General features: G+C 69.3%; 11 protein-coding genes. 4 read left to right on the top strand and 7 right to left on the bottom strand.

What is annotated here, in order from left to right:
- Together ABZX92_RS30450 and ABZX92_RS30445 are read right to left on the bottom strand one after the other, a co-directional pair.
- Positions 1-241 (bottom strand): hypothetical protein (locus ABZX92_RS30450; protein ID WP_355566763.1); only part of this gene is annotated, 241 nt, incomplete at its 3' end.
- A complete protein-coding gene (locus ABZX92_RS30445) occupies positions 234-1,412 on the bottom strand; it encodes a PspC domain-containing protein (protein ID WP_355566760.1) in 1,179 nt (392 codons plus the stop codon). The genes ABZX92_RS30445 and ABZX92_RS30450, both read right to left, overlap by 8 nt.
- Before the next feature lie 108 nt (positions 1,413-1,520).
- Between ABZX92_RS30445 and ABZX92_RS30440 the strand changes: the two genes are divergently transcribed.
- The 3 genes from ABZX92_RS30440 to ABZX92_RS30430 are packed head-to-tail and all read left to right on the top strand — an operon-like array spanning position 1,521 to position 3,958.
- On the top strand, positions 1,521-2,714 hold the full coding sequence (locus ABZX92_RS30440) for a PspC domain-containing protein (RefSeq protein ID WP_355566757.1): 1,194 nt from the start codon (positions 1,521-1,523) through the stop codon (positions 2,712-2,714).
- Positions 2,711-3,361: a response regulator transcription factor gene (locus ABZX92_RS30435; protein ID WP_355566755.1), complete on the top strand. Its 651-nt coding sequence runs from the start codon at positions 2,711-2,713 to the stop codon at positions 3,359-3,361. The genes ABZX92_RS30440 and ABZX92_RS30435 overlap by 4 nt, the downstream gene beginning before the upstream one ends.
- A gap of 6 nt (positions 3,362-3,367) precedes the next feature.
- On the top strand, positions 3,368-3,958 hold the full coding sequence (locus ABZX92_RS30430; protein WP_355566752.1) for a phosphatase PAP2 family protein: 591 nt from the start codon (positions 3,368-3,370) through the stop codon (positions 3,956-3,958).
- Here ABZX92_RS30430 and ABZX92_RS30425 read toward each other — a convergent pair.
- From ABZX92_RS30425 to ABZX92_RS30415, 3 genes are all read right to left on the bottom strand, one after another.
- Positions 3,942-5,228: a serine/threonine-protein kinase gene (locus ABZX92_RS30425; RefSeq protein ID WP_355566749.1), complete on the bottom strand. Its 1,287-nt coding sequence runs from the start codon at positions 5,226-5,228 to the stop codon at positions 3,942-3,944. The genes ABZX92_RS30430 and ABZX92_RS30425 overlap by 17 nt on opposite strands.
- A 281-nt stretch (positions 5,229-5,509) precedes the next feature.
- Positions 5,510-5,929, bottom strand: a complete 420-nt coding sequence (locus tag ABZX92_RS30420) for an SsgA family sporulation/cell division regulator (protein ID WP_045309898.1) — start codon at positions 5,927-5,929, stop codon at positions 5,510-5,512.
- A 121-nt stretch (positions 5,930-6,050) separates the two neighbouring features.
- A complete protein-coding gene (locus ABZX92_RS30415) occupies positions 6,051-6,977 on the bottom strand; it encodes a DMT family transporter (protein ID WP_355566746.1) in 927 nt (308 codons plus the stop codon).
- 81 nt (positions 6,978-7,058) lie between these two features.
- Here ABZX92_RS30415 and ABZX92_RS30410 point away from each other — a divergent pair, with 81 nt between their 5' ends.
- Positions 7,059-7,961: a LysR family transcriptional regulator gene (locus ABZX92_RS30410; protein ID WP_355566743.1), complete on the top strand. Its 903-nt coding sequence runs from the start codon at positions 7,059-7,061 to the stop codon at positions 7,959-7,961.
- A gap of 5 nt (positions 7,962-7,966) precedes the next feature.
- On the opposite strand, the gene ABZX92_RS30405 is transcribed toward ABZX92_RS30410, so the two are convergent.
- Both ABZX92_RS30405 and ABZX92_RS30400 read right to left on the bottom strand, forming a co-directional pair.
- Complete coding sequence (locus ABZX92_RS30405) at positions 7,967-9,583, bottom strand: serine/threonine-protein kinase (protein WP_355566740.1); 1,617 nt, start codon at positions 9,581-9,583, stop codon at positions 7,967-7,969.
- A gap of 119 nt (positions 9,584-9,702) precedes the next feature.
- The gene (locus ABZX92_RS30400) at positions 9,703-11,019 is read right to left on the bottom strand and encodes a serine/threonine-protein kinase (protein ID WP_355566737.1); all 1,317 of its coding nucleotides are present in this window, start codon (positions 11,017-11,019) and stop codon (positions 9,703-9,705) included.
- Positions 11,020-11,039: the final 20 nt, after the last annotated feature.

Genomic DNA, 11,039 nt, shown 5'->3' with positions numbered 1-11,039 from the left:
GTCGTCGTCGGTACCGTGGACGGCCTCGACGCCGCCGCGCAGATCCTCCACGGCGGTTAAGCACAGTGCACGAGAGCAGGACGAGGCCCACCACGATGGCCGTGCCTCCCAGCGCCCACCGGAAGTCGAACCAGAAAGTGCCGTTGGTCAGCACGTAGGCCGCCATCAGCCCGCCGCCGAGCCCGAACATCAGGGCCAGCGGGTCGATCCGCCTGCGCATCACCGGTCGCTGCTCAGTCACGGAGCACCTTCACCTCTCCGACGTTCGTGCGAACGTCCAGGTCGATCTTCAAGCCACCCTCGCCGTTGTCACCGAGGTCGTTGCCGTCGACCTGAGGGGTGCTGCCCTCCGCCTTCCTGCCGAGGCAGTCGAGCTCACCGATGGACGTGGCCACGCAGTTGAACTTCACGTCCGCGTTCTTCGGCACCCGCACGATCAGCTCGCCGAGGTCCGCCTCGACCGAGGTCGTCACCGAACCGGAGTCCGGCAGCTCCCGCAGGTCGAGGTCGACGCTGCCGACGCTGATCCCGTACTTGCTCTTTACGTCCGAGATGGCCTTCGGCTTGTCCTTGATGCTGCCCAGGTCGGCAGGGCCGTCGAAGCCGACCGCCGTCATGCCGAAGCCCACCACGGACAACGGGATCAGCAGCCAGATCAGGCCGCGGCCACCACCGGTGAACGAGCCGATCAGCAGACCCGCAGCCAGCACCGCGATCAGCAGGCCGATGACGTGCGGAACGGTGAACCACGGCACGAAGCTCCAGGCGATCGCGGAGCCGGCGACGACCAGCGACGCCACCCCCAGCGTCGTGAGCCCGATCCGCGACTTGCGCGGCCGCTCGACCGGCGGTCGGGACATCGGGGCGGGGGACGGTTCCGGCAGGTCCCACGCGAACGGGGCGGCGCCGAGCGGGTCCCAGGCCGGTGCCCCCGGCACCGGTGCCACGGGCGGCTGCAGCGGGAGCGTCGTGGCCGGCTGCAGGTGGCCGCGGTTCTTCTGCAGCAGGTAGATGCACGCGATCGACGCCGCCAGCGTCACGAAGACCTGGAAGCCGCCGTTGCCGAACATGTAGGCGAGCGTTGGGAACATCAGGAATCCCAGCAGCACCGTCTGCGCCTGCGACATCGAGCTGCGCCCCTTGTTGATCAGGGCCTCCAGCGGCGACACCTCGTCGCCCTCCTCCGGCAGCAGCAGCCAGCCGGCCAGGTACATCGGCACCCCGACGCCGCCCGACAGCGCGAGTGCGACGAACGCGATCCGCACGATCACCGGGTCGATCTGGTAGCGCATGGCGATCCCGGTGGCGACGCCGCCGAGCTTGCGTCCTGCGCGGGGCCGCACCGGACGGTGGGCCCAGAACTCCCTGAGCGTGTCCGCCACGCCCTGCATTGCCTTCTCAGTCCCGCTCACGTTGACAAGGTTGCGCTGTCACGCCCGCAACCACATCAGGGACCAGCCCTGATTCGCGGAACCGGGGTCATCCCTGATGAACAACTGGCCCCGACGTGTGACGATCGGATGGTGAGTGCACAGATCGAGCCGATGCGCCGTCGACGCACCGGCCGGGTGGTCGCGGGCGTCGCGAGCGGGCTGGCGGAACACCTCGGCGCACCTGTCTTCTGGGTGCGCGCGATCTTCGCCGTGTTCGCCGCCCTGAGCGGGGTCGGGATCATCGCCTACGCGTTGCTGTGGATGTTCGTCCCGCAGTCGGCGGTGGCGGAACCGGAGACCGACAAGGACCGCAAGGAGTGGCAGCAGGCCGTCGGTCTGGCCGCCCTCGGCATCGGCGTCGCGGTCTTCACCGGGCTGATCGGCAGCGGGGCGAGCGGCTGGATCACCGGCCCGATCGCGGTGGCACTCGTGGGCGCCGCGGTCGTGTGGCGTGAAGCGGACGAGGCACAACGGCGCCGGTGGCGCGACGGTGCGCTGGCGCAGGGGAAGACGGGGATCGTGCGGACGGTGGCGGGAGGGGCGCTGGTGCTGGCGGGTGTCGCCGCCTTCCTCGTCGCGAACGACTCCATGCAGAACCTCTCCACCGTCGTGCTGTCCGTGCTGGCGACGTTGATCGGTGTCGCGGTGCTGACCGTGCCGCTGTGGATGCGGCTGGTGCGCGACCTGGACGCGGAGCGCCGGGCCCGCATCCGCACCGACGAACGTGCCGAGATCGCCGCCCACCTGCACGACTCAGTGCTGCAAACGCTTGCGCTGATCCAGAAGCAGTCCGAGTCGCCGCGTGAGGTGAAGCGCCTGGCCCGCAGCCAGGAACGCGAGCTGCGCAGCTGGCTCTACGGCCGTGAGGTGGGCGAGCAGCCGACGACGATGAGCGTGGCCATCGCCCAGACGTGCGCGGAGGTGGAGGACGACTTCGCCATCGCCGTGTCGCAGGTCGTCGTCGGTGACTGCGAGCTGGAAGACGGGATGTACGCGCTCGTCCAGGCGTCGAAGGAGGCGTTGGTCAACGCGGCCAAGCACGCGGGGGTCGCCGAGGTCAGCGTGTACGCGGAGATCGAGCCGGACAAGGTGACCGTGTTCGTGCGGGACCGCGGCAAGGGTTTCGACCCGGACGCCGTTCCGGAGGACCGTCATGGCCTCGCGGGCAGCATCCGGGGGAGGATGGACAGGCACGGCGGTCAGGTGCGGTTGCGCACCTCTCCCGGTGAGGGGACCGAGGTGCAGCTCGAGATGCCGAGGAAGACGGAGGCCAGGACGTGAGCGTGAGGGTGTTCCTGGTGGACGACCACGCGTTGTTCCGCGCTGGGGTGCGCGCTGAGCTCGACACGATCACCGACGAGGTGGAGGTCGTGGGCGAGGCGGGCAGCGTGGGCGAGGCGGTGGCGGGGATCGCGCATCTCAAGCCGGACGTGGTGCTGCTCGACGTGCACATGCCCGACGGCGGTGGCGCCGAGGTGCTGCGCCAGATCCGCACCAAGATCCCGGAGGTCACGTTCCTCGCGCTGTCGGTGTCCGACGCCGCGGAGGACGTCATCAACGTCATCCGCGCCGGTGCCCGCGGCTACGTGACCAAGACGATCTCCAGCCAGGAGCTGGTCAAGGCCGTGGTCCGGGTGTCGGAGGGCGACGCGGTGTTCTCGCCGCGGCTCGCCGGGTTCGTGCTGGACGCGTTCGCCGACCGGCCGGGTGCCGCGCCGATCAGCGATCCGGAGCTCGACCTGCTGACGCCCCGGGAACGCGACGTCCTGAGGCTGCTGGCGCGTGGTTACGCTTACAAGGAGATCGCGTCCGAGCTGTTCATCAGCGTGAAGACGGTGGAGACGCACGTGTCGAGCGTCCTGCGGAAGACCCAGCTCTCCAACCGGTACGAGCTCTCCCGCTGGGCCACTGATCGCAGACTGGTCTGAGGGAACTTGATCAAAAAGGTCGCTCGCGGCGCGACCGAGATTCTGGCGCCGTGGGTCTGGGTGATTTTGCTGCCGTTCGGGGTCGCTGCCGCTACCGAGAACATCTGGAAGACGTTGCTGTGGGGCTTCGTGGTCGCCATCACGGCCTCCGTCGTCCCGATGGCGGTGATCGTGCGTGGCGCGCGCAAGGGCAAGTGGGACGGCCACCACGTGACGAACCGCGAGGGGCGGGTCGTGCCACTGATCACGGCCGGTGCCTCGCTGGCGGCCGGCACGGTGATCATGGTGCTGGGGCACGCGCCCAGGAGCATGCTCGCGCTGGCCGGCAGCATGTTCGCGTCGCTGATCGTCAGCATGGCGATCACGTTCGGGCTGAAGTGGAAGATCTCGCTGCACGCCGGGGTGGCGTGGGCGGCTGTGGTCACGATGGCGATCGTCTACGGCCCCGCGTGGCTGCTGCTCGCCCTGCCCGCCGCTCTGGTGGCGTGGTCGCGCGTCGAGCTGGGTGACCACACGACGGCACAGGTGCTGGGCGGGACGGCGATGGGCGTGATCGTGGGTGGCGGCAGCTTCTGGCTGCTCAGCCAGTCTGGGTGAGCTTGGCGATCTTCATCTCGTTGTTGACCGCTTCGACGGCGACCTCGACGTGGATCGTTGCCTGCTTGCCGATGTCCGTGACCAGGGCGAGGTCCACCGGGACGATCCACCGGGGGCCGTCCGAGTGGACCTGGGCGGTCAGCACGGTGCACTGGACCGAGGTGTAGCCCTTCCACCGCTTCACGAAGTCGGCCCGGCTCTCCACCTGCCCACCCGAGAAGTTCTGCCACGCCAGCACGGGGTTGCCGGGCAGCTGCTCGTAGTGCCCCTTGACGAACGCGACGGCTTCGTCGGCCGAGAACGAGCGGGGCTTCTCCTCGGTGGGGAAGGTGCTCTGGTTGGTCGGTGAGTCGCCGCCGGTCTCGTTCCAGTACGCGGCCGCCGCGCCACCGCCGATCGCCAGCACCGCGATGATCGAGAGGATCACCAGGATCCGGCGGTTCGGCGGCTTGCGCCTGCGTGGTTCGGGAATCGCGAGTGGCTGGGACGGCTGCGGCTCGGCAGCCAGCAGGTCCGCGGCCTCCTGCGCGGTCGGCCGGTCCTGCGGGTTCTTCGAGAGCAGGCGGTTCAGCAACGGCGTGAGTTCGCCCGCGTTCTTCGCGTCGCGCAGCTGCCCGCTGGCAGCCCGGTAGATGAGCCCGAAGCTGTTGTCGCTGGGCCCGAAGACCGACTCGCCCTCGATCGCCGTGTAGATGGTCGCCCCGAGCGAGAACACGTCGGACGCCTCGCCTGGCTGCTCACCACGCGCCACCTCGGGCGCCAGGTAGGCGGGAGTCCCGGAGATCATGCCGGTGTCGGTCATCGTGCCGTCGCCGCTGGCCTTGGAGATGCCGAAGTCGGTGATCTTGACGGTGCCGTCGTGCCCGATCAGGACGTTGCCGGGCTTGATGTCGCGGTGGACGATCCCCGCCGCGTGCGCCGCGGCCAGCGCAGACGCGACCTTCGCCCCGATGCTCGCCGCCTGCGCGGGCTTCATCGGCCCTCGCTCGGCGATGAGCGCCGATAGGCTGTGCGACGGCAGGTACTCCATGACGATCCACGGCTCTTCGACATCGTTGCCGACGACGTCGAACACCGCGATCGCGTGCGGGTGGTGCAACCGGGCGGCGTTGCGCGCCTCGCGCATGGCCCGCTGGTGGTCGCCGGTGATGAGCTGCTTGACCGCGACCTCGCGCGCCAGCACCTCGTCCCGCGCCCGCCAGACCACCCCCATCGCTCCGCTGCCGACGCGCTCGATCAGCGTGTAGCGGCCCCCGATGGTGGTTGTCACACCACGAGACTAATCAATGCCCGAGAGCGACCTCGCCGGATCACGCTCAACGGGTGGTGCAAATCGCTCACGCGCTCCCCAGAAGCGGCCGAGCGTCCTCTCACTCCGGCACCAGACCGGTGGGGACACGTGCCTGGTGAGCCGGAACATCGCTGCCGCGGTCCTCTCGCCGTCGCTGCCCACAACGGCGAACACCGCGCGTGGTCTCCGGTGACGAGCTGCCCGCACAACGCCGGCATCCTCGTCCCGCGCCCGTCAGACCACCTGGGACACGCGAGCGACTAGTCGATCGTCGACACGAGCTTCTGCAGCTCGCGCTCGAAGTCGATCCACAGGTCCTCCTCGCCCGGCTGGACGACGTCGTAGGAGCTGTCCAGGAACGCCGCCACGTCCTCGGCGACCGCGCTGAGGATGGCGAACCCGGTGGGCGCGTTCAGCTCGACCAGGACGCGCTCCGGGTCGTCGGACGCGGGGCGGACCAGGATGTCGCCCTCACCGGACGGCGTCAGCAGGCCGTCGGCCAGCAGGTCGCGGGCGAACATCCACTCCACGCGGCCGGTGCCGGTGTGGAAGACGACGGCGACCGCGTAGGGGTCCTCCGGGTCGTAGACCAGCTCGGCCTCGACCGGCGCGGGTGCCGCGCCGGGGGCGAGCAGTTGGAAAGTCGTCCGGGTGGTGACCTTCAGGTTCTCGTTGTTCATGTCGATGTCCTTCCCAGGCTGGTCTCCATGTCCGCTCACAAAGAGGAGACGGCCAACCAGCCCGTTAAGGACGCGATTCGTCTCGGAACCATCCTATTGGGGGAGACGTGCGTCTCACCGTTCAGCGTTTGACCAGGTCGCGCGTCTCGTTTGGTGAGACGGCCTGACCTGCCGAGACGGGCTTCCTCCGGGTCAGCGCGACGCCCAGCAGCACCACGAGCATGCCCGCGACGACCCTTGCGTTGAGTTGCTCTTCCAGGAACATCGCTCCAAGGAGTACCGAAACCACCGGCAGAAGGTAACCGACCGTAGTCGCAGTGGTGGCGCCCTCGTCCGCGATGACGCGGTAGTTGAGGATGAACGCGACGCCGGTGCCGAAGATGCCGAGGATGATCACGGCCACGACGCCGACCCAGTGTAGGTGCAGCGGCTGCAGGCCCCCGAACGGCGTGGCCAGGATCAGCAGGCCCATCGCGGTGGTCAGCTGCATCGCGGCGAGCTGTGTGGAGGTCGCGCCGGTGTTGACCAGGTAGCGGCCGGCGTACGAGTAGCCGATGGCGTACGAAGCGGCGCCCAGGAGGCACAGCACCGCGCCCCAGCTGGCGATGCTGTTGGCCTGCTGCCACGGCGCGAAGATCAGCAGCACGCCCGCGAAGCCGAGTCCCAGGCCGAGCATCCGAACGAGGTTGCTGATCTTCTCGGTGCCCAGCACGAGCCCGATGGTCAGCGCGAACAGCGGCGTCGTGGAGTTGAGGACGCCGGAGACGCCCGAGTCGACGGTCTGGCCGCCGAACGCGAAGAGCGTGAACGGGACGACGCTGCCGAACGTCGCCACGAAGAGCATGTGACCCCAGATCCGCTTGTCGCGCGGCAGCGACATCCGCGCCGTGGCGAGCACGACGACCAGCACGAGCGCCCCGAAGAACGTCCGCACGAGCGAGATCTGCAGAGGAGCGAGGCTCCCCAGCGCGAGCTTGATCCACAGGAAGCTGGATCCCCACAGCAGGGCGAGCACGCCCATCCTGATCAACGTTCCGCGTTGGTTCACGGGTCAACGATGCGCCGCCCAACCCGTAATTACAATTTAATTGTTGTGCACAACCGTTAAGCGACGCTGTAATGTCGGAGCATGCTGGACGTGCGTCGCATGCAGGTGCTCAGAGCGGTCGTGACCTCGGGTTCCATCACCGCGGCCGCGACGAACCTCGGCTACACCCCGTCCGCCGTCTCCCAACAGGTTGCGGGCCTGGAGAAGCAGGCCGGGCTGCCGTTGCTGGAGCGCGTCGGCCGGGGCATCCGGCCCACCGCCGCCGGTCGTCTGCTCACCGAGCACGCCGGCCGCCTCGCCGACCAGCTCGCCGAGGCCGAGAGCGCCCTCTCCGCGTTGCGCAACGGCTGCGCGGGCATCCTGCGCGTCCGCTACTTCGCCACGGCCGGAGCCGCTCTCGTGCCGCCCGCCGTCGCCACTTTCCGCGCCGAACGCGCCGGTGTCGAGCTCGACCTGAAGCTCACCGAGCCCAAGGACCCGTTCGAGGAGCTCGCGGCGGGCCGCGCCGACGTCGCCATCACCGTCCTGGAGCCCGACGAGCCCGCGCCGCTGGGCATGGTCGCGCGGCACCTGCTCGCCGACCCGTTCTTCGCCGTCCTGCCCCGCGGCCACGCCCTGGCCCGCAAGCGCGTGATCGACCTGGCCGAGCTGGGCGAGGAGCCGTGGATCGACGCGGACTGCAGCGCCGCCGGACCGTGCTCGAACCTCGTGAAGAACGCGTGCGCGGGCGCCGGGTTCTCACCGAAGGTCGTCGTGGAGAGCGACGACTACGCGACCGCGCAGGGATTCGTGGCGGCCGGTCTCGGCGTCACGATCATTCCGCAGCTCGGCCTCGGCTACGCGCATCCCGGCGTGGTGCTGCGCAAGGTCCGCAATCCCGAACCGGTGCGCCACATCCACGTCGTCTACCGCGAGGAAGCCTCGTGGAATCCCGCCGTACTCGCTTTGGCGGAAGCGCTGGAGAAGGCCGCGAAGGCCTCCTGACCAGCTCAGGTCCCGAGCGACTTGTCGCTGTGCAGCAGGAAGTTCGGGCTGGCCCACTGGAACGAGATGCCGCGCCGCTCCGTGGTCGTGCCGCCGCTCTTCTTGGTGTACTGGACTTCGACTTCCCAGTAGAAGCCTTCTTTTTCGGTCGCGTTGAGGACCTTGGCTTCCTTGATCCCGTTCCAGAACGTCTCGAACCCGCTGTAGCCGCCGGGGTAGCTGCCCTGGAAGTTGGCGTTGCCGAACTTCCAGGCTTCCTCGGGCGAGCTGGGGGCGGTGTTGAAGTAGTCGTTCAGGAAGCCCCGCATGTCGTCGGGAGTGGGCTGGCTCGTCCACTGACCCGCCTTGCCGGACGACTTCTGCGGCGTCGACGGCTTGGTGCTGTCCTTCGTCTGCTGGACCTGGGTGTTGCCGCCCGCGCTGTTGTCGCTGCCGCCGTTGTCCTTGTTGTTCGAGATGATGCTCGCGAACATGATGCCGATCACCGCGGCCGCGACGATGGCGAGCGCCGTGTAGACGGTCGACTTCTTGCTCTTCGACGACACCGAGGACAGAGCGGAAGACTTCGGGCGCTGCGAGTACTGCGGCGCGGCGGCCGGGCGGTGGTTCGGCGGCTGCTGCTGCGTCGGCACGGCCCGAGGGGGCGTGTGCAGGTCGACGCGCGTGGCGTTGGGCGGAGGCGGCGTGGGCGTCATGGCTCGCGTGGCGGCCTGCTGCTGCGGCTGCTGCTGAACCGGCGAACCGCGCCACGACGGCGGGTGCGTCGGCGTCACCACGGCCGGTGTGAACGCGGCGGCGGCTTGGCCGTTCGCGACGGCGGCGAGCGCGTCACGGGCCTCGGCCATGGTCGGGCGGTCTTCCGGCTCTGCGCGCAGCAGGCGCATCAGCAGCGCCGTCATCGGGCCGGCGTTGCGCGGCGGGTCGACCTTGCCGGACGCGACCTTGTGCAGCAGCGCGATGGTGTTCTCGCTCAGGCCGAACGGCGGCGTGCCCTCGATCGCGGCGTACAGCGTCGAACCCAGCGAGAACACGTCGGACGGCGAACCGGGGTCGTAGCCCTTGGCGACCTCGGGCGCGAGGTAGGCGGGCGTGCCGGCGAGCATGCCCGTCGCGGTGACCGTGACGTCACCGGTCGCGCGGGAGATGCCGAAGTCGGTGATCTTGACAGTGCCGTCGTCGCCGAGCAGCACGTTGCCGGGCTTGATGTCGCGGTGCACGATGCCGGCGTTGTGCGCGGCGGCCAGCGCGGACGCGACCTGCATGCCGATCGACGCCACGTCGCGCGGCGGCAGCGTGCCGCGTTCGGAGAGCACCGCGGACAGGCTCTTGGACGGCAGGTACTCCATGATCAGCCACGGCTGGCTGTCGTCCTCGGCCACGTCGTACACGGCGACCGCGTGCGGGTGCTGAAGCCGCGCGGCGATGCGGCCCTCGCGCATGGCGCGTCTCTTCGCCTCGTCCGTGTCGGCTTCGGCCAGTCCGGGCTGCAGGAGCAGTTGCTTGACCGCGACTGTGCGGTGCAGGCGTTCGTCGTGTGCGGTCCAGACGACGCCCATGGCGCCACTACCGATCCGCTGGCTCAATCGGTAGCGACCAGCGACCAATCGGCCATCGTCGGTCACAGTTGCTCCCCGCTGTGCGGTCACTTAGCTCTCTGTTCAACGGCTCGTCACACCAATGGGTTCAGATCACCCAACGGTGCGGGTACCCACCTTACGAGATTTCTACGACGTAATGACGCTTAGGTCGTTTGCTTGACCGGCGGCGTCGTGGTGGTCGTCGTCGTGCTCGACGGCGGCGGCGTCGTGGTCGTGGTGGTCGTCGTAGTCGTGGTCGTGGTGGTCGTAGTTGTAGTCGTCGTAGTGCTAGACGTCGTTTCGCGCGTCGTCGTTGCCTCGGGCGTGGTGGTCGTCACCTCAGGCGTTGTGGTCGTCGTAGGCACCACGGTGGACGACGACGCCGGCGGCGCAGACGGGTTGTCGCGCTCTTTGTTGAACACGCCCAGCGCGACCAGCAGACCGCCGATCACCAGCAACAGAGCCAAAACCACCGCCGCGATCACCAGCGGCCGGTTGTCCTGCTGCTTGCCAGCGGGCACCATCGGCGGCGCGGTGCGAGGCGGCGACGTGCGCGGCGCCGGACGGACCACGCGGGTCCGCTCGGGCTCGATCATCGTCGTCGGGTCGGGCCCGGCGACCGCGGCCAGACCGCTGAACGACGGCGAACGACCGTTCTGGACGGCCGCCAGCAGCTCGCGCGCCTGCGGCATCGTCGGCCGGTCGTCCGGCTCGTAGTTCAGCAGGTACAGCAGCGTGTCGGCGAGCGGGTGGTCGACGGTCGGCGGGTTGATCCGCCCGGCGGCGACGGCGTGCAGAACACCGAGAGTGTTCTCGCTCACTCCATAGGGCGGTTCGCCCTCCATCGCGGCGAACAGCGTCGAACCGAGCGAGTAGACGTCGGAGGCCGGCGTCGGGTCCTGGCCCCGCGCGATCTCCGGCGCGAGGTAGGCGGGCGTGCCGGCGATCAGGCCGGTCTTGGTGACCGTGATGTCGTCGGAGGCCCGCGAGATGCCGAAGTCGGTGATCTTGACGACGCCGTTGTCGGCGATCAGCACGTTGCCGGGCTTGATGTCGCGGTGCACGATGCCGGCCGCGTGGGCCGCCGCCAGTGCCGCCGCGCACTGGGCGCCGATGGAGGCGACCTCGATCGGGTCCATCGGCCCGCCCTCGGCCAGCGCGTCGGCCAGGCTGTAGGACGGCAGGTACTCCATGACCAGGCACGGGACGCCGTCTTCCTCGACGACGTCGTACACGGCGATGGCGTTCGGGTGGTGCAGCTTGGCGGCGATGCGGCCCTCGCGCATGGCGCGCTGGATGGCCTCGTCCTGCTCGGCCTCGTCCAGGCCGGGGGCCAGGAGCAGCTGCTTGATCGCGACCTCGCGGCCGAGGCGTTCGTCGTGGGCGCGCCAGACGATGCCCATCGCGCCGGAGCCGATGCGGTCGAGGAAGCGGTAGCGATCGGCGATCAGACGGCCGTCGGTGGCGTCGGACGTCGTCACCTGGCCACCTCGGGGGTGCT

The sequence above is a fragment of the Lentzea sp. NPDC006480 genome (assembly GCF_040611995.1).
In the GTDB taxonomy this organism is placed as follows: domain Bacteria; phylum Actinomycetota; class Actinomycetes; order Mycobacteriales; family Pseudonocardiaceae; genus Lentzea.
Note: the sequence above shows the minus strand (reverse complement) of the source record. Positions and strands in the feature narration are given on the sequence as shown.

Coding starts and splice junctions, on each gene's coding strand:
- ABZX92_RS30410 (WP_355566743.1), top strand. CDS start 7,059: ATGCTGGACGTGCGTCGCATGCAGGTGCTCAGAGCGGTCGTGACCTCG.
- ABZX92_RS30420 (WP_045309898.1), bottom strand. CDS start 5,929: ATGAACAACGAGAACCTGAAGGTCACCACCCGGACGACTTTCCAACTG.
- ABZX92_RS30440 (WP_355566757.1), top strand. CDS start 1,521: ATGGTGAGTGCACAGATCGAGCCGATGCGCCGTCGACGCACCGGCCGG.